Raw genomic sequence first — 23,120 nt, forward strand, 5'->3', positions numbered from 1 at the left:
CGACCCGTGCCCCTGGACTGGGCGGGCCTGCAGCGCGAGTTCGGCGCCGGCGGCGAGATCCCGACGGTCGCCGGCGGCAAGACCCTGCGCATCACCGCCGTGGACGACCGGTACGTCCACATCGCGCACTCGCTGTGGCGTGACCAGCTCGCCCGCGAGCACCTGGAGAAGGCGGTCGCGCTGATCGAGGCCGACGCGATGACGCGCCACGCCGGACTGTTCGCCGAGGAGTACCGCACGATGGTCGCCGACGTCCGCGCGACGTCCGTCGCCCACGTGCTCAAGCATCTCGGCGTCCTGGAATGAGCGCGGCCGGGACCACCTACGAGCTCCACGGTGTGGTCGCCGCCCCGGACGTCCTCGAGCCGCTGTGCGACAGGTACCCGCACGCGCGCCCCGCGCTGCTCGACGGCGCCGAGCTCGCGCTGCTGCCGCTCTGCGAGCAGCTGCTCCACGACATCGACCTCGCCGGGGTCCCCATGGGCCCCGAGTGGGCGTTCGACCGCCTGTCCTCCGGCCTGGCCGCGGTGCTCACCGCGGCCTCCCGCCGCGGCACCGTCGTCTACCTGGAGGCGGACTACGCCGGCGGCCTCGGGCGGCAGTCCGCGGTGGCGTGGCTGGACTGCCACCTCGTGTACGGCCCGGAGGTCCTGCTCCCCGACGAGCCGTTCCCCGTGCCGACCCGCGACGCCACCGGCGGCGCCCCCGTCGTCGCGGCCCTGCGCTACCTCGGCGTCCAGGCGGTCGGAGCCCGGGACGAGTTCGTCGTGCTGGGCCTCGGACGCCACCGCAGCACCCGGGAGTGGTGCACCGCGGGGCTCCGGAGGTGACGCGTCCGTCGGCGGCGCGGACCCGGACCCTCGCTAGCGTGGCCCGGTGCTCGCCCGCGCGGTCCTCTTCTCCCTGATCCCCGTCCTCGCCGCCGGCGTCTCGGGGGTCGTGGCGGCGCTGCGCCCACCCGGGCGGCGGGTGACCAGCGGCATCCAGCACTTCGCCGCCGGCGTCGTGTTCGCCGCGGCCGCGATCGAGCTGCTGCCCGGGGTGCTGCGCCAGCAGCCGTGGGTGGCGATCGTCGGGTTCGCGGCCGGGATCGTGGTGATGTTCGCCTTCCGGGCGGTCTCCTCGTCGCTCGAACGGCGCCGGACCGCCGCCGGCCCGGCGCTGCCGGTCGGGCTGGCCGTCGCCACCGGCGTCGACTTCGCCGTCGACGGCCTCGTGCTCGGGGCGGGGTTCGCCGAGGCGCCGACCACCGGGGTGCTGCTCACGGTGGCCCTGGCCGTCGAGTACCTCTTCGTCGGGCTCTCGCTGTCGGCCTCCATGAGCCGCGGGGCGTCCCGCCGGCTGACCGCGGCGGCGCCGACCGCGCTCTCGCTGCTCACCGTCGCCGGGACCGCCGTCGGGGCCCTGTTGCTCGCCAACGCCTCGCCGGCCCTGCTCGGCGGGGTCCTCGCCTTCGGGGCGGTCGCGTTCATGTACCTCGCCACCGAGGAGCTGCTCGTCGAGGCGCACGAGCAGGGCGAGACCGCCCTCGGGTCGGTGGGCTTCTTCGTCGGCTTCCTGATCTACCTGCTGCTCGACGAGCTCATCGGTCGGTGATCCCCGGGAGCGAGCGAGGGGCACCGTCGCTCGGGTAGACCGGCGGTGGGCGCCCACCGCCGGAACCGGCTCAGCCGCGCTCGAGCACCGCGAACCGCGCGCCCGACGGGTCGGCGAGGACGGCCCGGCGACCGAAGGCACCCGTCGTCGGGACCTCGAGGACCTCGCCGCCGGCGTTCCCGACGGCGGCCGCGGCGGCCTCCACGTCGGGCACGCCGAAGTGCACCAGCCAGTGCGGCAGCGCGTCGCCGGCGAACACGACCGCGCCCAGGGCCGGGCCGTCGCGGTGCAGCGTCGTGGTGCCGGGCTCGTCGGTCGGCTCGTGGGTGTGGCCCAGGACGGTGCCGTAGAACGTCCTGGTCTGGCCCGGCTCGGCCGACGCCGCCTCGACCCACGCCGGGCCGTCGCCGGGGTCGTCGGCCTCCCACAGCCCGACGACGGCCCCGCCCGCATCAAGGGCGACGACGACGAGGCCGCCGCGCCCGTCGTCGTCGGGACCGTCCAGCAGCATCCCGCCGGCCTCCTCGAGACGCTCCGCGGCGTCGGCGGCGTCGTCGACGGCGAAGTAGAGCGTCCAGCCGGGCGGGCTCCCGTCGGGGGCGCCGAGGCCGGCGACGCGGCGGCCGTGGGCGGACGCCACCGCGACGTGGTGGTCGGCCGCGTCGTCGTCGGTGAACGACCAGCCGAGCACCGCGGCGTAGAACGCGATCACGCCGGGGGTGTCCCCGACGATCGCGAGGTCCGCCCAGCAGGGCCTGCCGTCCGTCGTCCCCACCCGGCGAGTGTGACGGCTCCCCCCGTCGGGGCGCTCGTCGTCGGTGTGCGTTTCCTGACGCTGGATGTCTGCGATGCGACACCGCTGACGTCACCGGTCCGGCCCGATGACCCCGGACACACGACGACCCCCGCCGCGGGAGCTGGCGGGGGTCGTGGAGATCGTGGAGTGGAGCTGAGGGGAATCGAACCCCTGACCTACTCGATGCGAACGAGTCGCGCTACCAACTGCGCCACAGCCCCAACGCGGAGAACACTACCAACCGCACGCACCGAGCCCGCTGCCGGGTGGTCGCCCGCGGAACCCGTCGGGGGAGGCAGGTTCCGTGGACGGCCACCCGGCAGCGGGCCCGGGCGGCACACGTGGAGTGCGGGGTCAGGCGCCGGCGGCGATCCGCCGGTAGGCCGGGACGCGGGAGTCGGACAGGTCGTGGAAGGCCGGGTCCTCGTCGGTGTCGGCGACGAGCTCCATGCCCTCGGGCACCTCGGGGGCCGGGCTGCGCGGGGCGATCCAGCGCGGGGCGGGGACGTCGACGTCGTCGTCGGGGTCCTCGTCGTCGGAGGCGTCCGCGTCGTCGGCGGGGTGGTCGTACCCGTCGTCGTCGAGGTCGTCCGCCGAGCCCCAGCGGTCGACGTCGGCCAGCCGCGCCTCGTGCTCGACCTGGCGCTCGTGGCGGGCCTCGAGCGCCCGGCGCTCGCCGGTGAGCCGGGCCAGGCGGCGACGGCGGACCTCGTCCTCGATCCGCGTCTGGCGGCGCAGGAAGACGAGGTAGCCGACCAGCCCGATGTCGGTGACGACGTGCAGCCACCACAGCACGGGCGAGACGACCAGCGCCGCGAGCAGGGAGAGCACCGCGATCGCGATGAGCCCGAGCGCCACCCGCTGGCGGAAGGAGTAGCGGGCGTGCGCGGCGGCGGCCGCGGCGTCGGCGTCGAACCCGCCGCGGCCGGGGCGGTAGGCCCGCGGCCGGTACCCGGCGTCGTCGTATCCGTCGTACCCGGCGTCGTCGTACCCGTCGTCGTGGTGCGCGGTCGCGAGGCGGCCCTCGTCGTCGTGGTCGTCCATGCCCTCGTCCTCCCCGGCGTCGTCCCGGACCGGCCCGCGGGGGCGCCGGCGCTCGAGCACGCGGCCCTGCGGCGCGTCACCCGTCCTGCCCGTCGTGTCCCCGGTGTCGTCCGGGGCGGTGTCGGTGTCCGTCTCCGGCTCCGGCTCGGCGGTGGTCGCCGTGGCCGTCGTCGTGGTGGAGCGCTCCGGCCGGGCGAGCACGCGGGAGCTCAGGTGCGCCTCGGCGGGCCGCGGCACCATCTGGCGCCGGCGGGCGACCACCGGCACCAGGACGGCCAGCCACGCCACCACGAGCGCGGCGAACACCAGCGAGCTCGGCACGTCCGCCCTCCCCGACCCGGACCTGACCCGACACGGGGACCCGCTCCTCCGTGAGGAGCAAGCCCCTCGGTCCGGTGCCCGAAGGTCCGTGACCGACGCTCGCCACGCTAGTCACACGAGTCCCATGCGCCCCGCAGCCGACACGGCGTGTCGTGCGCGAACCGTGACCGTCACCCTCCAGTGAGGGAAACCCACGCACGCCGCCGGCGGCTGATACCACTCGATGGGCTGGCGGTCGAGAGTTCCACGCTGGGCCGTGTGGGTGGTCCAGGACGGGTTGAGGCCCGGGTGGAGCATCGAGGGTGCCGGAGGAGCGCGGCTCAGGCCCGCGCGACGCGCCCGGAACGCAGCAGGCGCCCGACGAGGCCGTCGGGCAGCACGTCCTCGGCGGTCACGGCGAGCACGATGTGGTCGCGCCAGTCGCCGTCGACCTCGAGGTAGCGCTTGAGCAGCCCCTCCTCGCGGAAGCCGAGCTTCTCGAGCACCCGCAGGCTCGCGGCGTTCTCGGGCCGGACGGTGGCCTCCACGCGGTGCAGGCCCACCCGGGAGAAGCAGTGGTCGACGGCGAGGGCCACGGCCGCCGTCGTCACCCCCTTCCCGGCGTGCTCGGCGGAGACCCAGTAGCCGACGTAGGCCGAGAGCAGCGGCTCGCGCACGATGTTGCCGACGACGACCTGGCCGCAGAACCGGCCGTCGATCGTCAGCGCGTAGGGCAGGGCGGTCCCGGCGCGGCCCATCGCCCGCAACGTCCCCCACCGGCCGGGCCACTCGACGAGGGCGTTGTGGTCGGACCAGCGCCCGGGCGGCATCGGCTCCCAGGGGGTGAGGTAGGCCTCGTCGCGCAGCCGCAGGCGCGACCACTCGCGGCCGTCACGGAAGCGCACCGGGCGCAGCGACACGACTCCGGCGGGGGTGCGCAGCGAGCGCAGGTGGTCCGGCCAGCCGGGGTGGCGGCCCGTGGGTCGCGTCCCTCCCCAGATCGGCACGGCCATCCCGCCGTTCTAGCAGAGGCCCCGGTGCCTCCGGCCGGCGAGCACGGAGCGCACCTACCGAGGAGCCAGGAACGCCACCTTCACCGGCTGGTCGAGGCCGGCCTCCGTGGTGTCCTCGTCGATGACGATCAGCGCGTTCGCCTCGGCGAGCGAGGAGAGCAGGTGCGAGCCGGCCGTGCCGAGCGGCTGGGCGAGGTAGTCGCCGGTGGTGCGGTCGCGCAGCAGCTGGCCCCGCACGTAGCTGCGCCGCCCGGGCCGCGACGCCACCGGCGAGAGCAGCCGCGCGGTCACCTCGCGGCGGTGCAGCTCCGGGCGGCCCAGCGCGAGCCGGACGAGCGGGCGCACCAGGACCTCGAAGACGATCAGCGCCGAGGTCGGGTTCGCGGGCAGCAGGAACGTCGGGATCTCGTCGTTGCCCAGGCGCGCGAACGACTGCACCGAGCCCGGGTGCATGGCCACCCGCGAGGTGTCCACCGGGCCGAGCTCGGCCAGCGCCGTCGCGACCGCCTCGCCGTGCTCGCCGCCGACCGCCCCGGCGACGAGCACCACCTCGGCCAGCCCGAGCCGCGCCTCCACGGCCTCGCGCACCAGCGCAGGGTCGCTCCCGACGATGCCGATGCGCGTCACCTCGGCGCCGGCGTCGCGCGCCGCGGCGGACAGCGCGTAGGAGTTGACGTCGACGATCTGCCCCGCGCCGGGGGTGCGGTCGACGTCGACGAGCTCGTCGCCCACCGCGATGACCGACACGCGCGGCTTCGGGTGCACCAGCACCTTCGTCCGGCCCACCGCCGCCAGCAGCCCGACCTGCGCGGGCCCGACGACGACGCCGCGGCGCACCGCCACGTCCCCGGGCGCCACGTCCTCCCCGGTGCGCCGCACGAACGCGGCGGACGGCACGGGGGTCTTGACGGTGACGCGGGCGCGGCTGGAGGGCACGGCGTCGTCGGTGTGGTCGTGCGGGGCGACGGCGTCGGCGAGCGTCGGCAGCGGGGCCCCGGTGGCCACGCGGACCGCCTGCTGGGGGCTGAGCCGGTGGGCCTGGCGGGATCCGGCGGCGACCTCGCCGACCACCGGCAGCTCCACCGGCTCGACGTCGGCCTCGCGCACGTCGACCGCGCGCACCGCGAACCCGTCGACGGCGGCCTGGTCGAACCCCGGCAGCGCCCGGTCGGCCACCACCTCCTCGGCGCACAGCAGCCCCTGCGCCTCGGAGATGGGCACGCGCACCGGCGCCGGCCGCACCGCGGCGTCGAGCACCCGCCGCAGCTGGGCTTCCACGGTCCTCACGGCTTCATCGTGCCCCGACACGCCGCGCGGACCAGGGAGCGACGCGCCCGCGTGTGCACCCCACCGGGGCACGGGCACCCGTCGTCGTCGGGCGGCTTCGCTAATCTCGCCCAGGTCCCGACGCCGAGCGGGTCCGGCCCGGGCCCCCGGCCCTCCCGCGAGCGAAGGCAGCGCCGAACACCATGGTCGACCAGGCACCCGAGAGCGCCGACCACCCCGCCGTCACCAAGCTGGAGAAGGCGGGCGCGCACCCGATGGAGCTCGCCGCGTTCCGGCGGCGGCTGGCCCAGCTGGCCGACCCGGGGGCGGGCACGCTGCCCGGCGACGAGCTGTCGCCGGTGGAGCCGCTCCCCCGCCTCGACGACCTCCCCGAGCCCGACGAGGCGACCACCCGGGACGTCCTGGACCGCCTCGCCGTCGTGAAGCTCAACGGCGGGCTGGGCACCAGCATGGGGCTCGACGGGCCGAAGTCGACGCTGGAGATCAAGCCGGGGCACAGCTTCCTCGACGTCATCGCGGTCCAGACCCTCGCGATGCGCCGGGCCACCGGGGCGCGGCTGCCGCTGCTGCTCATGGACTCGCCGACCACCCGCCCGCCGTCGCTTGAGCGGCTGCGCGCCCACCAGGGTCTCGACGACCAGCCGCTGCCGCTGGACTTCCTGCAGGGCATCGAGCCCAAGCTCGACGCGGAGACCCACGAGCCCGTGGAGTGGCCGGCCGACCCGCAGCTGGAGTGGTGCCCGCCCGGGCACGGCGACATCTACACCGCGCTCGCGGCCAGCGGCATCGCCGCCACGCTGCTCGAGGCCGGGGTGCGCTGGTGCTTCGTGTCCAACGCCGACAACCTCGGCGCCCGCCCCGACCCGCGGATCGCCGCCTGGCTGGCCGAGCACGAGGTGCCGTTCCTGCTCGAGGTGGTGCGCGGCACCGAGTCCGACCGCAAGGGCGGCCACCTCGCGATGCGCGACGGCAAGCTCGTGCTGCGGGAGTCCGCGCAGGTGCCCGAGGGCGACTCCTCGTTCGGCGACCTCGACCGCTGGCACTACTTCAACACCAACAACATCTGGTTCGACCTGCGGGCGATCACCGCGCTGCAGGAGGCCGACCCGGCGGCGCCGGAGCTGCCGCTGATCGTCAACCGCAAGACCGTCGACCCGACGGACAAGTCGTCGACGAAGGTCCTGCAGCTGGAGACGGCGATGGGCGCGGCGGTCTCGACGATCGACGGTGCGGCCGCGCTGGAGGTGCCGCGGACCCGGTTCGCGCCGGTGAAGACCACCGACGACCTGCTGGTGGCCCGCTCGGACCTCTGGGAGCTGCGCGACGACGGCGCGATGGTGCCCCACTTCGACGGCGTGCCCCCGGTGGTCTCGCTCGACAAGGCGCACTTCGGGATGCTGCGCGACTTCGAGGCCCGCTTCCCCGGCGGCGCGCCCTCGCTGGTGGACGCGCAGCGGCTGGAGGTGCGCGGCGACGTCACGTTCATCGGGCCGGTGACGGTGCGGGGGTCGGTGACGGTGGAGGGTCCGCGCGAGGTCGACGGCGGCACCCTGGAGGGGTGAGCCCCGGCCGCCCTGCCGACCGCCCCGGTCCGCGCGAGGGGAACCCTCGTGCGGGTAGAGCGACCGGATCCTCCCCTCGTGTGCGGGATGCTGGGCCGGTGACGGAGACGGAGCGCAGCGGAGCTCGACCGTCGGGCAAGGACGAGGTGCGGCGCGAGCTGCTCGCCCGGCGTCGGGAACGCCCCGACGACGCCCGCCGGCACGACGCGTCCGCGCTCGCCGCCGGCCTGCCGTGGGTGCTCGACGAGCTCGGCGCCGACCCGCGCCGGCCGGTGTGCCTGCACGTGCCCGTGCGACGCGAGCCGGGGGCGGCCCCCGACGGCGCGGTCCCGCTGCTCGACGCGGCCGTGGCGCTGGGACGGCGGGTGCTGCTGCCCGTGACGGTGGGCGACGCGCCGCTGGACTGGGCGCCCTTCGGTGGGCGCGAGGACCTCGTCCCGGGCCCGCACGGCCTGCTCGAGCCCGGCCGGCCGCGGCTCGGGCCGACGGCGATCGGGGAGGCGGCGGTCGTCGTCGTGCCCGCGTTGGCCGCGACGGCGGACGGGGTGCGGCTCGGGCGCGGCGGCGGGCACTACGACCGCAGCCTCCCGCTGCGCTCGCCCACGACGGTCGTCGTCGCCCTGGTCGGCGACGACGAGCTCCTCGCGGAGCTCCCGGCCGAGCCGCACGACGTGCGGGTGGACGCGGTGTGGCGCCCGCACGCGGGCCTGCTGCGGACCGCGGGGGCCGATGCGTCGCCAGGAACACCGTGACGCCCGCCCGTGTTGGCACTCGAGTGGGGGGAGTGCCAGTACACTCCCCCGTCGGAGAGTCCCCGCGGGTGACGACAGGAGCGAGCGTGCCCACCTACCCCTACGCCTGCACCGAGTGCGACCACCGCTTCGAGCAGGTCCAGGCGTTCACCGACCCGTCGCTGACCGAGTGCCCGGTGTGCGGCGGCCGGCTGCGCAAGGTGTTCTCGTCGGTCGGGATCGTCTTCAAGGGCAGCGGCTTCTACCGCAACGACAGCCGGTCCGGGTCCTCGAGCTCGCCGGCGGCGTCGTCCTCGGAGTCCTCGGGCTCGGGTGACTCGGGCTCGTCGTCCTCGGAGTCGAGCGCCAAGGAGTCCTCGTCGAACGGCTCGGCGAAGGAGTCGTCGTCGAACGGCTCCTCGTCGAGCGGGTCGTCCTCGAGCTCGTCGAGCAACGGGTCGTCCGGGTCGAGCACCACGGCGGCGAAGAGCGCCTGACGGAGTGGTCCGGGTCGGCGACCCCGAGTCGCCGACCCGGACCGTCACGGTGCCCGACCCGCTCCCCAGCGGTCGGTCGCTCCGTGCCTCGTACAACGAGAGACGTGCCCGTTCGTCGCGCGTTGCCCTGGAACAGGTTTGGTCTCGTGGATCACCCGTTCGGCGCAGCTCGTCAGCGCGTTCGGCGACGGTTGGCGCCCGCGTTCTGTCGCCCGACGGTGGACGTGTCCCGCGGATTCCCTTCCTGGGCCGCCAGCACCGGTGACCGTGCGAGCAGGAAGACGCCCACGGTGAGCAGCGCGGCCCCGACGATCCCGCCCCAGATCCAGGCTCCGCCGGCGACCTCCTCACCGAGGAGTCCGGTCCCCCAGAGGAACGCCAGCAGCGGGTTGCCGAGGGTCAGACCGGGCTGGGAGGCGAGGAGCCGGCCGGCCCGCAGCGCGCTCTGCAACGTCCAGAAGGCCACCGGGCCGACGACGATGAGCAGGTAGCTCTGCCAGGTCGTCAGGACCTCGCCGAGCCCGCCGACCGCGAGCGCGTCCGTCATGGCCTTGACGATCACCGCGACGAAGCCCGACCCGATCCCGGCCGCGATCCCGAAGAAGGCGGCCTTCCCCACGGCGCGCGACCCCCGCGCGATCGCGACGGTGACGCCGAGGACGACGAGGGTGACCAGCGTCCCGAGGATCCAGCGGACGTTCCCGGCGGCGAGCGCGTCCCCGTCGTGCGGGCGCAGGCACGCCAGCAGCACCACGAGGCCGACGCTCATCGTGCCGACCGCGCCCCACTCGTAGGGCCGCAGCGCTCCGCCGAGGATCCACCACCCGACGAGCAGCGTGAACGGCAGCTCCATCACCAGCACCGGCTGCACCAGGGAGACCGAGCCCAGGCGCAGCGCGCAGACCTGGCAGACGACCGCGAGCGCGAAGATCAGGGTCCCGAAGAGCCACGGCGGTCGGCGGACCATGTCGCGGAGCGAGCCCGCCGACCGGCCGCGCTGCCGGGCGCTGTCCTGGGCGGCCTTGCGTTGCAGGGTGAGCGCGAGGGCGTTGCCCAGGCACGCCAGGAGCACCAGCACCACGGCCATTCGGGTGCGCCTCTCCTCGCGGGCGGACGTTCTCCCGACTCCCGGCCGTCCACCGGTCGCCGGGTTCCCCTCAATTGTCCACAAGCGTTCGTCGGGGTCGTGTGGGGGTCTGTTCCGGTCCCTAGTGTCCGGTTCGTGGGGAGTGCGGGGCAGGGTCCGTCAGGTCGGCGTCCGGCTGTTCGTCGTCCTGCGGATCGTCGTCCTGCGGTGCGGCGCCCGCGGTGGGCGCGGCTGCCGCGGGGGTGGCGGCGTGCGGTGGCGCTGCGCCGGTTGGCGGCCGCGGTGCTCGTGGTCGTGGCGGTGGTGCTCGCGGTGGTCGGCGCCGCGGCGCCCGCGGTGAGCGGGGTGCCGGTCCTGCGCGCGCGGCACGACCTCGCGCCCGGCGCGGCGGTGGGCCCCGACGACGTCGAGGTCGTCGCCCGACCGCCCGACGCGGTGCCGGCCGGCGCGCTGCGGGCCGTCGACGACGTCGTCGGGCGGCACCTGGTCGGGCCGGTGCGCCCGGGCGAGGTGCTCACCGACGTCCGGCTCGTCGGGCCGGAGGCCGCGCGGGAGGCGGTCGGCATGGCCGACGCGGCCGGGGTGCCGCTGCGCCTGGCCGACCCGGCGGTGGCGGCGCTGGTGCGGGCGGGGGCGCTGGTGGACGTCGTCGGGGGCGCGGGGGTCGGCGGCGGTGGCGGGGTGGTCCTCGCCCGGGGCGCCCGGGTGCTGACGGTGCTGCCCGGCGAGGAGCGCTCGGCGTCACCCCCGCTCGTGCTCGTGGCGCTGCCGGGGCCGGAGGCGGCGCGGGTGGCGGCGGCGACGGTGGGTCAGGACGTGACGCTGACGCTGCGGTGAGGGCCCGCCCAGGCCGAGCGGGACCCCTTGATCACGGGTACACCAGACATCCGCCGGACGTGTCGGAGCTGCCCCACGTGCCCCTCGACGGGGACCGGGCCGGACCCCGTTGATCACGGGCACCCCAGACATCCCCGGGCCGCGCCGGAGCTGCGCAGCGTGCCCCTCGACGGGGACCAGCCCGTGGGCCGGGCCGGACCCCCTTGATCACCAGCACCCCAGGCATCCGCCGGCCGCGCCGGAGCTGCCCCACGTGCCCCTCGCCCAGGGCGCGTCATCCGTGGTGCGGCGGACGCTGCTCGTCGTACCAGCCCCGGTCCCGCTCGCCCTCGTCGCCGCGGGCACGGTCGGCATCGTCGCGCTCGTCGGCGCTCGCCCGCGGCCCCTCCCCGAACAACGCCTCGCGCGCCCGGCGGCGGGCCGCGGCGGCCCGGGCCTCGTCGTCGGCCGGCGGTTCGCCGGCCGACGTCAGTTCTCCTCCAGCCCGGAGAGCTCGGCGATCACGTGGGAGATGAGCGGGGTGAGGGTGGCCATGCCGTCGCGCACCGCGGCGCGGGAGGCGGCGAGGTTGACCACCATCGTCGAGCCGGACACGCCCACCAGGCCGCGGGAGAGCCCGGCGTCGACGGCGCCCGCCGCCAGGCCGGAGGCGCGGATGGCCTCGGCGATGCCGGGGATGGGGCGGTCGAGCACGCCGGCGGTGGCGTCCGCGGTGACGGCGCGCGGGGAGACGCCGGTGCCGCCGACGGTGACGACGAGGTCGACCCCGCCGATCACCGCGGTGTTGAGCGCGTTGCGGATGGCGACCGACTCGCCGGGCACCACGATCGTGCCGTCGACGACGAGCCCCGCTTCGCCGAGGAGCTCGGTGACCAGCGGGCCGATGGTGTCGGCGACCTCGCCGGTCGAGACGCGGTCGTCGACGATGACGATCAGCGCCCGGCCGAGCAGGCCGTCGTCACCACCGAGCGCGTCGTCCTGCATCGCCGTGGCCCGCGGGTGCTCCATGCCTGCAGACCCTAGCGAGCCCACCGGGGAGCCCGCCGCCGGATCACCCGCCGTTACGGTGGCGCGGTGCGCGTCCTGTTGACCGGCGGGGCCGGGTTCATCGGCTCCGCGATCGCCGACCAGCTCGCCGACCGCGGCCACACCCCCGTCCTCCTCGACGCCCTGCTCCCCCAGGCGCACGCCGAGGGCAAGGCGCCGGAGTGGACCGACCGCTACGAGCTGGTCCGCGGTGACGTCCGCGACGCGGACCTGCTCGACCGGCTGCTCCCCGACGTCGACGCCGTCTGCCACCAGGCCGCGATGGTCGGGCACGGCGTCGACCCGAACGACGCCCCGGCCTACGCCGAGAACAACGACGTGGCCACCGCCGTCCTGCTCGCCGCGATGTACCGGACGCGGCACACGCGGCTCGTCATGGCCAGCTCGATGGTCGTCTACGGCGAGGGCCGCTACTCATGCCCGGAGCACGGCGTCCAGCCGCCGCCGGCCCGCACCCAGGCCGACGTCGACGCGGGCCGCTACGACCTGCCGTGCCCGGTGTGCGGCCGCGACCTAGCCGGCGAGCTGGTGCCCGAGGACGCGCCCCTGGAGCCCCGGTCGACCTACGCGGCGACCAAGCTCGCCCAGGAGCACCTCGCCGTGGCGTGGGCCCGCGCGACGGGCGGCCGGGTGTTCGCGATGCGCTACCACAACGTCTACGGCCCGCGGATGCCGCAGAACACGCCGTACGCGGGCGTGGCGTCGATCTTCCGCTCGGCGCTGGAGCGCGGCGAGGCGCCCCGGGTGATGGAGGACGGGCGGCAGCGGCGGGACTTCGTGCACGTCAGCGACGTCGCCGGGATCAACGTCGCGGCCCTGGAGGCCTCGGCGGACACGACGCCGCCCGGGACCTGCACGCCGCTCAACGTCTGCTCGGGCGAGGTCCGCACGATCGCCGACCTCGCCGGCCAGCTCGCCGCCGCGATGGACGGGCCGGAGCCGGTGGTCGTCGGGGGCGCGCGGCCGGGCGACGTCCGGCACGTCACCGCCGACCCGGCCCGGGCGGCCGAGGTCCTCGGCTTCCGCGCGCGGGTCCCGTTCGCCGAGGGCATCACGCGGTTCGCGACCGACCCGCTGCGCGCCGCCGTCCGCTGAGACCGGGTCCCGACAATGCTTCGAGCACGCCGATAGGGGGTGCCGCGTCGGCACCCGTCGTCGGGACCCGTCGTCGGGACCCCTCACCACACCGTGGCGAGCAGGCTGTTGAGCGCGATCGCCAGCACCGCCTGCGCCAGCAGCCACCAGCGGGCCGAGCGCGGCGGGAGCAGGGCGCAGGCGAGGACCGCCCACGTCCCGAACGGCAGCCAGATCCGCTCCACCTCGGCCTTGGACAGGCCCGAGACGTCGGCGACGGCGACCGCGACCAGCACGGCGCCGACCAGCAGCGTCACCGCGAGGGGCACCCGGCGCGGCCACCACGCGAGCCGTCGCAGCCCGGCCACCACCGCCGGACCGAGCGTGAGCGCGAACGCCGCGAGGTTCGCCCACACCCAGTACGAGTAGGGCCGCAGCACGCCGTACTCGCCGAACTGGTAGTAGCGCACCTGGACCTGCTCGTACCCGTCGAGCCACCAGAAGCCGCCCGCCGCGAACAGCACGACGACGGCGGCGGCGCCGACCGCGCCCGCGGCCAGCGGCGCCCAGCGCCGCACCAGCACCGCCACCGCGATCGGCACGAGGCCGCCGGTCACGAGGCCGTAGGACAGGAAGAGCGCCGCGCCGAGCACCACGCCGCCGAGCAGGCACAGGGCCGCGCCCGCGACACCGCGGCGGACCGCACCGAGCGCGAGGAACGCGACGCCCCACGCGAAGACCGCCGCGAACATCCCGTCCGCCGACACCCCGACCCACACCGCGCCGGGGAAGAGCACCCCGAACGGCAGGTAGCGCCGCGCGAGGTCGCGGCCCGCCGCCCGCGTCTCCGGGGCGAGCGGCAGCTCCACCGGACCCCACCGCAGCCCGCCGAGCGACCCGACGGTCACCGCCACGGCCACCGAGGCCGACGCGCCCAGCAGCAGCGTCGCGAGCCCGGCCGGCTCCCCGCCGGGGCCGAACACGTCGCCGACCCAGACGTAGAAGAGCGTCGCCAGCGGCGGGTGTCCGGACGAGTGGGTGGCGAGGGTGTCGGGCGTCGTGCCGGCGATGCGGTCGGCGAAGGTCGCCAGGAACGCCCCGAGGCCCGGGTAGCGCCGCACCTCGGTCAGGTACTCGGTCGGCGTCGTCAGGCGGTCGCCGATCCCGACCTGGTAGGTGTCGATCAGCGCGAGCCCGAACGTCCAGGCCGCGGACGCGACGTAGGCGAGGACGAGCAGCGCCCCCCAGCGCAGGCGCGCGGCCACGGCCGGCCCGGCGAGGACGACGAGCAGGGCCACGACGACGGCCGTCGTCCCGCCGGGCGAGAAGTGCGGCAGCCACGCCGCCAGCAGCGGGGGCCAGCCGACGAGGATCGGCACCCCGCGGTGGACCGCGGCCCAGCCGTACAGGGCCGCGCCCGCGACGAGGGCCGCGACGAGCACGACGGCGACCAGGTCACCGCGCAGCCGCGGGAACCGGCGCCCGTCCCGGGCACCGGGGGTGACGGCACCGCCGTCGTCGTCGCGGGAGCGCAGCGCCCCGAGCACGGTCGACACGGCCACGGAGAGTACGAAGCGGACGTAGCGGCGTCGTGAGGCGGGCCCACCCGGTCGTGGGAGGTCCGCCACTCGGACGACGTGATCGGCCCCTCACGAGGGCATGATCCGGCGCCCCGGTTGCGCGCGACCGACGCCGACCGCATAGCGTGACCACGGTGAGCGACCGCGTGGATGTCGTGCTCCCGTGTCTCGACGAGGTCGACGCGCTCCCGATCGTTCTCGACGCGCTTCCCGACGGGTTCGACGCAGTGGTGGCCGACAACGGCTCCACCGACGGCACCCCGGAGCTCGCCGCGGCGCGGGGGGCGCTGGTGGTCCACGAGGCCCGCAAGGGCTACGGCGCCGCGGTGCACGCGGGACTGGAGGCCACGCGGACCGAGGTCGTCGCGGTGATCGACGCCGACGGGTCGCTCGACCCGGCGGCGCTGCCCGCGATGGTGACGCTGCTGCGCGACACCGGGGTCGACCTCGTCGTCGGGCGGCGGGTGCCGGCGGCGCGCGGGGTGTGGCCGTGGCACGCGCGCCTCTCGAACCTGGTGCTCTCCGGGCTCATGCGGATCCGCGGGGTCGGGGTCCGCGACATCGCGCCGGTGCGCGTGGCCCGCCGCGAGGCGCTGCTCGAGCTCGGGATCACCGACCGGGCCTTCGGGTATCCGCTCGAGCTGCTCATCCGCGCCGGCGCCGCCGGCTGGCGCATCCGCGAGGTCGACGTGGCCTACCGGCCGCGGGCAGGGGGGCGGTCGAAGGTGTCCGGCTCGGTGCGCGGCACGTTCCGCGCGGTCCGCGACATGACCCGGGCGCTGGCCCGGACCCCCCACACCGGTCCGGCCCCGGAGGCGCCGAACCGATGAGCACCCCCGGCACGAACGCGCGGATCATGCAGGTCGACCAGGCAGGTCCGCGGAGCCCCGGGGACGACGAGGCGTCGGGCGACGTCCGCCGCGTCGTCGTGGTGCTCGCGAAGGCGCCCGTCCCCGGCCGGGCCAAGACGCGGCTGACCCCGCCCGCGACCCCCGAGGGCGCGGCCGGTGTGGCGGCCGCCGCCCTGCTCGACACGCTCGACGCGGCCGCGGCGACGCCCGGCGCGCGGGTGGTCGTCGCGTTCGAGGGCTCGACGGCGGACGCGGTCCGGGGCGACGAGATCGCCGCGGCCCTCGCGCCGCACGTCGTCGTCCCCCAGCGCGGCGCCTCGCTCGGCGAGCGCATCGCCGCCGCCCACGCCGACGTGGCCGCGCGGTTCCCCGCCGCGGTGACGGTGCAGGTCGGGATGGACACCCCACAGCTCGACGCCGGCCTGCTCGACGCGGCGCTGGCCCACGTCGAGAACGGCTCCGGTGCGGCCCTCGGGCTCGCCGTCGACGGCGGCTGGTGGGCGGTCGCGCTGGCGCGGCCCCGCACGGCCGACGTCGTCCGCGACGTCCCGACCTCGACCGACGAGACCGGCCGCCTCACCCTCGCCGCGCTCCGGGCGGCGCTCGGTCACGATGCCGTGGCCGACCTGCCCGTCCTCTCCGACGTGGACACCGCCGACGACGCCGTCCGCGTGTCGGAGCTCGTTCCCCACGGTCGCTTCGCCCGCGCGGTCGGCGACCTCCTCCCGGTCCCCGGAGGTGTCAGCCCGTGACGTCCCTGTCGCCGATGACCCAGCCGTTCGCCGTCGTCGACGCGGCCCGCGAGCGCGGGGGCTCCGCGTCGGCCCTCGTCGCGCTCGAACGCGAGGCGGCGGCGCGCGAGGGCGTCCGGGGCGGGCCCACCGTCTTCGACGCCGCGCTGGCCGGGCGCAGCGACCGCCTGGTGCGGGCGGACGGGGTGGTGCTGCCGCTGGCCGTGCAGCGCTGGCAGGACGACGCCGACGACGACGACGCCTGGCTGCTGGAGCGCTGCCACGGCGCCACCCTCGACCTGGGCTGCGGGCCGGGACGGCTCGTCGTCGCGCTCGCCGACCGCGGCGTGCCCGTGCTCGGCGTCGACGTGTCCCCGCAGGCGATCGAGCGATGTCTCCAGCGCGGCGCGGCCGTGCTGCACCAGGACGCCTTCGAGCGGCTCCCCGGCGAGGGACGCTGGGAGCACGTCGTGCTGGCCGACGGGAACATCGGGATCGGCGGCGACCCGGCCGCGCTGCTGCGCCGCTGCCGCGACCTGCTCGCCCGGGACGGCACCGTGCTGCTCGAGCTCACCCCCGGCGCCGGGCTGTGGCAGGGCGCCGCGCGGCTCGTCGGCGGTTCCGCGGCCGACGAGCTCGCCGGCACCTGGTTCCCCTGGGCGGTGCTGGGCCCCGACGCGCTCGACGAGGTCGCAGCCGCCGCCGGGCTGGTGGTCACCGAGCGCTCGGCGCCCGAGGAGGTCGCGGCGACGGGGCGGGCGTTCGCCAGGTGCGCTTCGCGCACGTGAGCACTAAAGGTCGGTATAGCGACATTTAGTGCTCACGAGGCCGGAGGCCACCTCCTATCGGCCCCCGATCACCCGGCTCCCCAGCGTCACCGGCACGGGACGCGGGCCCTGACCGGCACTGACCACGGTCAGCGTCACCACCTGGTTCGGCGGGCTCGACTGGATCGCGGCGACGAGCGCGTTGGCGTCCTCGATGACGCGGTTGTCGACCTTCGTCACGAGGTCGCCCGGCGCGATGCCCGCCGCCGCGGCGGGCGAGCCGGGGGTGACGGCGGCGACGGTCGCCCCGCGGGGCCCGCCGCTGGCGAGCTGCACCCCGATGATCGCCTGCGTCGCGCGACCGGTCTGCACCAGCTCGGTCGCGATCCGGCGGGCCTGGTTGATCGGGATCGCGAACCCCAGCCCGATCGAGCCGCCCTCCTGCCCGGCGGAGCCGCCGCCGGAGGGCACGCTCGCGATCGCGGTGTTGACGCCGATCACGTGACCGGCCGAGTCGGCGAGCGGGCCGCCGGAGTTGCCCGGGTTGATCGCCGCGTCGGTCTGGATGGCGTCGAGCGTGCTGTCCTGGCCCGAGCTCGACCCGCCGGCCGCGACCGGGCGCTGCAGCGCCGACACGATCCCCGTGGTCACCGTCCCCGACAGCCCGAGCGGTGACCCGACGGCGACGACGGCCTGCCCCTGGCGCAGCTGGTCCGAGTCGCCGAGGGTGGCGGGCTGCAGGCCGGTGACGCCGGTCGCGCGGACGACGGCGATGTCGGCGGCCGGGGCCGTGCCGACCACCGAGACCGGGGCGGCCCGGCCGTCGGAGAAGACCGCCTGCAGCGCCCCGCCGCGCCCGGCCGCGAGCACGTGGTTGTTGGTCATGATGAGGCCGTCCGGCGAGATGATCACCCCGGATCCCTCGCCGGCCGCCCCGAGGATCTGCACCGTGCTCGGCAGGACCGCGGACGCGACCGCCTCGACCGAGCCCGCCGGGGCCGGGGGCAGCGGGTCCCCCGCCGAGTCGGTGGACGCGAGCGAGGTCCCCGCCGCGGACCCGCCCGCCGCGAGCGAGCCCGCGATCGCCCCACCCACCAGGCCGGCGACCAGCGCGACGAGCGCCACGAGGATCAGCCCGGTCCTCCCGACGGCGGCCGTCCCGTCCCGGCCGCGCTCCCGCAGCCGGGCGACGAGCCCGGGGCGCGCCCCGGACCCGTCGTCGGGGTCGGCGTGGCCCTCGGCGCCGGGGTCCTGCGGTGCCCCGTACCACCCGTGGTCGGGGTCGGCGGGGAACCCGCCGGACGGCGTCGCCGGCGCGTGACCGGCCCGGTCCCCCGGGGAGGACGGGGAGGACGGGGAGGACGGCGAGGACGGGGCCGACGCGCCGAAGGGCGCGCCCGACCACGAGCGTGGCGCCTCCGCGGGGCCGCCGTCGGCCCAGCGCACGCCCTGCTGGCGGTAGCCGGTGCCGAGGCCGGGCGGCCCGGTCTCGCCGGAACGCTCGGTCGTCGTCGGCGGCTCCTCGCCCTCCGGCGGGCCGTCCCGCCGGGCCGGACGGGGGTCGCTCTCGCTCATGCGTGCAGCCTCCCGCATGTGCGCCGTCCCGCGCCCGGTGGGAACCCCGTCGTCGCAGCGCGCACCCCCGTCCGGCTCAGCGGCCCCGGGAACCGACCCGCGGACCACCCCACATCCGGGAGGATCGGGGGCGATGAGCACGACCACGCGACCGACGGGGACCTCCGGACCCGCGCCGGACCCGGGCGAGGGGACCGCCGCGCCGTCGGGCTGGCACGTGCTGCTCGAGATCCCGCTGCGGCGCCGCGTCGCGATCCTGGTGTCGGTCGGGGCCGGCCTGCTCGTGGCCCTGATCTCGGTGGCCGTGTTCCTCACCGCCTACCGCGCGCTGTACGACCAGCTCGACCAGAGCCTCGTCGAGCGCGCGACCGCCGCGTCCTCCAGCGACCTCGCCGACCCCAGCCTGATCTACCGCGTCGTCTCCTCCGACGCGCTCGCCGCGGGCGACTTCCGCGTCGCCATCGTCTACGCCGACGGGCGGGCGCTGTTCATCCAGGGTGAGCAGCCCCCGGTCGGCGACCCCGAGATCGACGTCGCCCGCGGGACCCCGGAGGCGCCGCGCACCGGGTTCGTCGGCGGGACCGCGTACCGCGTGGTCGCCGTCCAGGCCGGGACCGGCCGCGCGCTCGTGCTCGCCCAGGAGCTCGACCCCACCCGCCGGACGCTCTCCCGGCTGGCGATCGTGCTCGTCGTCGTGGGCGGCCTCGGCGTCGTGCTCGCCGCGGTGGTCGGCGTCGCGATCGCGCGCGCCGGGCTGCGGCCGGTGGAGCGGTTGATCTCGGCGACCGAGCGGGTCGCGCGCACCGGCGACCTGCAGCCCATCACCGTCACCGGCGGCGACGAGATCGCCCGGCTCACCCGCAGCTTCAACGCCATGCTCGCGGCGCTGGCGTCCTCGATCGACCGCCAGCGCCGGCTGGTCGCCGACGCCGGGCACGAGCTGCGGACCCCGCTCACCTCGCTGCGGACGAACCTGGAGCTGCTGGTCGCGGCCGAGGAAGGCGCGGCGTCCGGCCGCCCCGACGCGCCGCGGCTGTCCGACGAGGACCGCGCCGAGCTGACCGCCGACCTGCGCGCCCAGATCGACGAGCTTGCGACGCTGGTCGGCGACGTCGTCGAGCTCGCCCGCGACGACCCGCCCGAGGTCGCCGCCGAGCACCTCGACCTGTCCGAGGTGGTCGAGCGGGCCCTGGACCGGGCGCGCCCGCGGGCCCCCGGAATCCACGTCGAGGCGGACCTGACGCCGTGCGAGGTGGTCGGGGACGCCAGCGCCCTCGAGCGGGCGGTGCTCAACCTGCTCGACAACGCGACCAAGTGGAGCCCGCCGGGCGGCACGGTGCGGGTGGTGCTGCGCGAGGGCGTGGCACCGGAGCGCCCGGGGACCGCGGTGCTCGAGGTCGCCGACAGCGGGCCGGGCATCGCGCCGGAGGAGCGGGCCCTGGTGTTCGACCGGTTCTTCCGCTCCGCCGACGCCCGCACCATGCCCGGCTCCGGGCTGGGGCTCTCGATCGTCGCCCAGACCGCCGCCCGCCACCACGGCGGCGTCTCGGCCCACGAGGCGCCGGGCGGCGGGGCGCTGCTGCGGTTCTGGATCCCCCGCGCCTGAGCACCGGACCTGGGTGGCGCGCACCAGCCGGGACGCGGTGTCGCGGGCCACGGTGTGTGGTCGAGGTGTCCGGGAATCCCGCTGTACGACGGATGAGAGGCTTCACCCGTCCGTGGTGCCGACCACCACGACGATCACACCTCACACCGACGCACCCCGCCGCGAGGGACCATCGTTGAGCCGGACGAGGGCACGCCACCGTGCACGGAGGTACGACGATGAGCTGGGGGCGCCCGTGACGACAGCCGTCCGCGACCGTCCCCCGTCACCCGGCGGTGGATCTCCCGGTGGGCCCGGGCCGTCGCGCCTGCGGATGATCCTCGCCGCCGTGCTCGCCGGGGCCGTGATCGTGCTGCCGCTGGTGCTGCTCGGCGGGAAGGGCTCGTCGCCGTCGGACCCGCCGCCGCTCGCGACCGCCTCCGCCACCGCCGCCGGCGGCAGCGCCGCCCCGACCACCACGGCCACCGTCGACCCCCTCGCCGCCGCGAAGGCGCTCGCCGCCAAGCCCGCGACGGGGCCCGGGGTCTTCGACACCTCGGTGGGCGACTTCGCGAGCCACTTCGTCGGCAACGGCGACTCCGGGCAGGTCGACGGCGGCGCCGTCCCGCAGATCACGAACGGCGGCAAGGCCCTGACGTTCGCCATACCCGGCGGCGGCGAGCGCTCCGAGTCGGTGCCCCGGCTGCCGGAGTACCACGAGGGCGACGACGTCTGGGTCCACGACGTCAGCACGCTGCACGACCTGCCGGTCGGCACCAGCACCTGGCAGCTCGTGCTGCAGTGGCACCAGAACGGCGACAACGGGTCGCCGCCGATCGCGATCCAGGCCGGCGGCGGGCGGCTGCGACTCGCCAACGTGGGCACCGACTTCCAGGACCTCGGGGCGGTCGGCCCGGACGACACCATCGACCTCGTCCTGCACATCCACTTCTCGCGGAGCTCGGGCGCGGCGGAGATCGACGTCTGGCGCGACGGGGTGCCGAAGGTGACGAACTACCACCCGCCGCGGGGCACGCTCCTCGACACCGGCGACTACATGAAGATCGGCCTCTACCGTGACCCGTCGATCACCCAGGACTCGTCGATGACCACGACCCGCCTCGTGGTCGGCCCCACCGACGCCTCCATCAACGCCACGGGGATCACGCCGCGCTAGCCGTCCGCCGGCAGCGTCAGCACGAACTCCGCCCCGGGCCCGCTGTCGTCGGGCGCCCGGCACACCAGGTCGCCCCCGTGCGCCCGCGCCGCCTCCCGCGCGATCGCGAGCCCCAGCCCGGCGCCCCCGCCCCGACCCCCCGACCCGCCCCGGGCCTCGTCGAGCCGCACCATCCGGTCGAACACCCGCTCGCGCTCCTCCTGCGGCACGCCGGGCCCGTGGTCGCGCACCGCCACCCGCGCCGCCCCGCCGTCGCGACCCACCGACACCGTCACCGCCCCACCCCCGTGACGCCGGGCGTTGGTCACCAGGTTGGTCAGTGCCTGCCCGAGCAGCTCGGGATCGACGGACACCGGCACGGGGGCGCCTCCCTCGAGCTCCGCCGGGTCGTCGGGGTGCAGCACCGCGTCGCGGTCGGTCTCCACGCGGGCCAGCTCCACCAGGTCGACCCGGGAGCGCTCCGGGCGCAGGCCCGCGTCGTACCGGGCCAGGGTGAGCAGGTCGTCGACGAGGCGCCCGGCCCGGCGGGCGTCGCGCACGAGCAGCGTCGCGAGCCGTTCCCGGGCCTCGGGGTCGAGGCCCGGCGCCGTCCCCGCCTCCGCCGTCGCCGCGATCCCGGCCAGCGGCGTGCGCAGCTCGTGCGCCGCGTCCGCGACGAACCGCCGGGTGCTCGCCTCCGACGCCCGCGCGTGGGCCTCGGCGCCCTCGAGCGCGTCGAGCATCTCGTCGAACGCGGCGGCCGCCCGCCCCAGCTCGGTGTCCCGGCGCTCCGGCGCCAGCCGCTCCCCCCGGCGGCCGCCCGCGATCGAGCGCGCGAGCGTCGTCATCGCGTCGAGCGGCGCGAGCGCCAGCCGCGTCGTCAGCAGCAGCGCCCCGGCCGCCGCGACGATCGCGATCCCCCCGACGATCAGCAGCACCCGCCGCAACCGCCGCTCCGCCGCCCCCTCGAGCCCGGGGTCGGCGGTCAACGACACCGTGTCCCCCGACGCGAGCCGCCGGCTGACGGTCCGGCGCGACGACGGCGGGTCCCCGGCGCGGTTCGCCGCCAGCACCGCCCCGTCCGGCCCCCGGACGACGACCACGATCCCGCCCCCGATCTCGACCCGCCGCACGATCTGGTCCGGGGAGAGCCCCTGGTCGGCGAGCTGCACGGCCTGCAACGCCCGCCCGTTCAGCGTCGTCAGCGCCTCGGACCGGGACTGGGCCGCGAACAGCAGGTCCGACACCACGGCCACCACGACCACGACGACCGCCACCACGACCACCGAGGTGACCGTCACCCGCCGTCGCAGGGACGCCCCGCCCCAGCGGGTCACGTCCGGGACGCCCGCGCGACGTACCCCTGCCCGCGCACGGTGTGGATGACCCGCGGCTCGCCGAGCTTGCGGCGCAGCGCCGAGACGTGGACCTCGACGACGTTGAGGTCGTAGGACTCCCAGCCCCACACCGCGCCGAGCAGCTGCGACTTCGACCGCACCCGGCCGCGGTGCGCGACGAGGTCGTGCAGCAGCCGCAGCTCCGTCGCCGTCACCGGGACCTCGCGGCCGCCGCGGGTGACGCGCCCGGCGTCGGGGTCGACGACGACGTCGTCCACCTCCACCGCGTCGCCCACCCCGCCGGAGCGCCGCAGCAGCGCCTCGACCCGGGCGAGGAGCTCGGCGAGCGCGAACGGCTTGACCAGGTAGTCGTCGGCGCCGGCGCGCAGCCCGCGGACGCGGTCGGCGACCCCGCTGCGCGCGGTCAGCAGGATGACCCCGGCGCTCGTCGCGTGGACCGCGGGCAGCAGCGCGTAGCCGTCGCGGCCGGGGAGCATGAGGTCGAGGACGACCACGTCGGGTGCGAAGGCGGCGAGGTCGTCCTCCAGCCGCGCGCCGTCCGGCCGGGCGAGCACCTCGTGCCCGACCCCGGTCAGCGCCGTCGTCACCGACGCGAGGATGGGTTCGGAGTCCTCGACGACGAGGACCCGCGCCGCCCGGTCCACCG

Annotated in this window: 23 protein-coding genes and 1 tRNA gene; 13 read left to right on the forward strand and 11 right to left on the reverse strand. The window is 76.6% G+C overall.

Annotated elements, in window-relative coordinates; all coding sequences use genetic code 11:
- Positions 1-6: 6 nt before the first annotated feature.
- Genes HH311_RS13755 through HH311_RS13765 form a run of 3 tightly spaced genes read left to right on the forward strand, consistent with a single transcriptional unit; the run spans position 7 to position 1,596 of the window.
- Positions 7-306: a hypothetical protein gene (locus tag HH311_RS13755; RefSeq protein ID WP_169184211.1), complete on the forward strand. Its 300-nt coding sequence runs from the start codon at positions 7-9 to the stop codon at positions 304-306.
- A complete protein-coding gene (locus HH311_RS13760) occupies positions 303-830 on the forward strand; it encodes a hypothetical protein (protein ID WP_169184212.1) in 528 nt (175 codons plus the stop codon). Before HH311_RS13755 ends, HH311_RS13760 begins: the two co-directional genes overlap by 4 nt.
- A 46-nt stretch (positions 831-876) precedes the next feature.
- Positions 877-1,596: a ZIP family metal transporter gene (locus HH311_RS13765; protein WP_169184213.1), complete on the forward strand. Its 720-nt coding sequence runs from the start codon at positions 877-879 to the stop codon at positions 1,594-1,596.
- A gap of 70 nt (positions 1,597-1,666) precedes the next feature.
- On the opposite strand, the gene HH311_RS33305 is transcribed toward HH311_RS13765, so the two are convergent.
- From HH311_RS33305 to glp, 5 genes are all read right to left on the reverse strand, one after another.
- Positions 1,667-2,371, reverse strand: a complete 705-nt coding sequence (locus HH311_RS33305) for a VOC family protein (protein ID WP_169184214.1) — start codon at positions 2,369-2,371, stop codon at positions 1,667-1,669.
- Positions 2,372-2,540: 169 nt separating this feature from the next.
- Positions 2,541-2,613, reverse strand: a tRNA-Ala gene (locus HH311_RS13775).
- Positions 2,614-2,746: 133 nt separating this feature from the next.
- Positions 2,747-3,757 carry a gephyrin-like molybdotransferase receptor GlpR gene (glpR, locus tag HH311_RS13780; RefSeq protein WP_169184215.1) on the reverse strand — a complete coding sequence of 337 codons (1,011 nt, stop codon included), beginning with the start codon at positions 3,755-3,757 and terminating at the stop codon, positions 2,747-2,749.
- Positions 3,758-4,077: 320 nt separating this feature from the next.
- Positions 4,078-4,749 (reverse strand): GNAT family N-acetyltransferase, encoded by a 672-nt coding sequence (locus HH311_RS13785; RefSeq protein WP_169184216.1) that lies wholly within the window; start codon positions 4,747-4,749, stop codon positions 4,078-4,080.
- A 54-nt stretch (positions 4,750-4,803) separates the two neighbouring features.
- Complete coding sequence (gene glp, locus HH311_RS13790; protein ID WP_312030135.1) at positions 4,804-6,036, reverse strand: gephyrin-like molybdotransferase Glp; 1,233 nt, start codon at positions 6,034-6,036, stop codon at positions 4,804-4,806.
- A gap of 182 nt (positions 6,037-6,218) precedes the next feature.
- Between glp and HH311_RS13795 the strand changes: the two genes are divergently transcribed.
- From HH311_RS13795 to HH311_RS13805, 3 genes are all read left to right on the forward strand, one after another.
- Positions 6,219-7,598 carry a UTP--glucose-1-phosphate uridylyltransferase gene (locus HH311_RS13795; RefSeq protein ID WP_169184218.1) on the forward strand — a complete coding sequence of 460 codons (1,380 nt, stop codon included), beginning with the start codon at positions 6,219-6,221 and terminating at the stop codon, positions 7,596-7,598.
- A gap of 98 nt (positions 7,599-7,696) precedes the next feature.
- The gene (locus HH311_RS13800) at positions 7,697-8,350 is read left to right on the forward strand and encodes a 5-formyltetrahydrofolate cyclo-ligase (protein ID WP_169184219.1); all 654 of its coding nucleotides are present in this window, start codon (positions 7,697-7,699) and stop codon (positions 8,348-8,350) included.
- A gap of 86 nt (positions 8,351-8,436) precedes the next feature.
- Positions 8,437-8,826: an FmdB family zinc ribbon protein gene (locus HH311_RS13805; RefSeq protein WP_169184220.1), complete on the forward strand. Its 390-nt coding sequence runs from the start codon at positions 8,437-8,439 to the stop codon at positions 8,824-8,826.
- 172 nt (positions 8,827-8,998) lie between these two features.
- On the opposite strand, the gene HH311_RS13810 is transcribed toward HH311_RS13805, so the two are convergent.
- Positions 8,999-9,913: a DMT family transporter gene (locus HH311_RS13810; RefSeq protein WP_169184221.1), complete on the reverse strand. Its 915-nt coding sequence runs from the start codon at positions 9,911-9,913 to the stop codon at positions 8,999-9,001.
- A gap of 207 nt (positions 9,914-10,120) precedes the next feature.
- On the opposite strand from HH311_RS13810, the gene HH311_RS13815 reads away from it, so the two are divergent.
- Positions 10,121-10,750, forward strand: a complete 630-nt coding sequence (locus HH311_RS13815) for an SAF domain-containing protein (protein ID WP_169184222.1) — start codon at positions 10,121-10,123, stop codon at positions 10,748-10,750.
- A 468-nt stretch (positions 10,751-11,218) separates the two neighbouring features.
- On the opposite strand, the gene HH311_RS13820 is transcribed toward HH311_RS13815, so the two are convergent.
- The gene (locus HH311_RS13820; RefSeq protein WP_169184223.1) at positions 11,219-11,758 is read right to left on the reverse strand and encodes a molybdenum cofactor biosynthesis protein B; all 540 of its coding nucleotides are present in this window, start codon (positions 11,756-11,758) and stop codon (positions 11,219-11,221) included.
- 66 nt (positions 11,759-11,824) lie between these two features.
- Between HH311_RS13820 and HH311_RS13825 the strand changes: the two genes are divergently transcribed.
- Positions 11,825-12,892: an NAD-dependent epimerase/dehydratase family protein gene (locus tag HH311_RS13825; protein ID WP_169184224.1), complete on the forward strand. Its 1,068-nt coding sequence runs from the start codon at positions 11,825-11,827 to the stop codon at positions 12,890-12,892.
- A gap of 83 nt (positions 12,893-12,975) precedes the next feature.
- Here HH311_RS13825 and HH311_RS13830 read toward each other — a convergent pair whose 3' ends face one another.
- Complete coding sequence (locus HH311_RS13830) at positions 12,976-14,427, reverse strand: hypothetical protein (protein WP_312030136.1); 1,452 nt, start codon at positions 14,425-14,427, stop codon at positions 12,976-12,978.
- Positions 14,428-14,597: 170 nt separating this feature from the next.
- Here HH311_RS13830 and HH311_RS13835 point away from each other — a divergent pair, with 170 nt between their 5' ends.
- From HH311_RS13835 to HH311_RS13845, 3 genes are read left to right on the forward strand one after another with little or no spacing between them, the layout of a single operon-like run.
- Positions 14,598-15,281: a glycosyltransferase family 2 protein gene (locus HH311_RS13835; RefSeq protein ID WP_312030142.1), complete on the forward strand. Its 684-nt coding sequence runs from the start codon at positions 14,598-14,600 to the stop codon at positions 15,279-15,281.
- Entirely contained in the window at positions 15,278-16,054 is a 777-nt protein-coding gene (locus tag HH311_RS13840) for a DUF2064 domain-containing protein (protein ID WP_248292548.1), read from the forward strand. The genes HH311_RS13835 and HH311_RS13840 overlap by 4 nt, the downstream gene beginning before the upstream one ends.
- Positions 16,051-16,821: a class I SAM-dependent methyltransferase gene (locus HH311_RS13845; RefSeq protein WP_312030137.1), complete on the forward strand. Its 771-nt coding sequence runs from the start codon at positions 16,051-16,053 to the stop codon at positions 16,819-16,821. Before HH311_RS13840 ends, HH311_RS13845 begins: the two co-directional genes overlap by 4 nt.
- A 54-nt stretch (positions 16,822-16,875) precedes the next feature.
- Here the strand turns inward: HH311_RS13845 and HH311_RS13850 are convergent, their stop codons facing one another.
- Complete coding sequence (locus HH311_RS13850) at positions 16,876-18,375, reverse strand: S1C family serine protease (RefSeq protein ID WP_169184226.1); 1,500 nt, start codon at positions 18,373-18,375, stop codon at positions 16,876-16,878.
- 133 nt (positions 18,376-18,508) lie between these two features.
- On the opposite strand from HH311_RS13850, the gene HH311_RS13855 reads away from it, so the two are divergent.
- Positions 18,509-19,981, forward strand: coding sequence for a HAMP domain-containing sensor histidine kinase (locus tag HH311_RS13855; protein ID WP_169184227.1), 1,473 nt, complete (start codon positions 18,509-18,511; stop codon positions 19,979-19,981).
- Between the two features lie 328 nt (positions 19,982-20,309).
- On the forward strand, positions 20,310-21,137 hold the full coding sequence (locus HH311_RS13860) for a heparin lyase I family protein (RefSeq protein ID WP_169184228.1): 828 nt from the start codon (positions 20,310-20,312) through the stop codon (positions 21,135-21,137).
- Here the strand turns inward: HH311_RS13860 and HH311_RS13865 are convergent.
- Together HH311_RS13865 and HH311_RS13870 are read right to left on the reverse strand one after the other, a co-directional pair.
- Positions 21,134-22,453 (reverse strand): HAMP domain-containing sensor histidine kinase, encoded by a 1,320-nt coding sequence (locus HH311_RS13865; protein ID WP_169184229.1) that lies wholly within the window; start codon positions 22,451-22,453, stop codon positions 21,134-21,136. The genes HH311_RS13860 and HH311_RS13865 overlap by 4 nt on opposite strands.
- Entirely contained in the window at positions 22,450-23,118 is a 669-nt protein-coding gene (locus HH311_RS13870) for a response regulator transcription factor (protein WP_169184230.1), read from the reverse strand. The genes HH311_RS13865 and HH311_RS13870 overlap by 4 nt, the downstream gene beginning before the upstream one ends.
- Positions 23,119-23,120 lie beyond the last annotated feature (2 nt).

Source organism: Actinomycetospora sp. TBRC 11914, from assembly GCF_012933465.1.
Taxonomy (GTDB): Bacteria; Actinomycetota; Actinomycetes; order Mycobacteriales; family Pseudonocardiaceae; genus Actinomycetospora.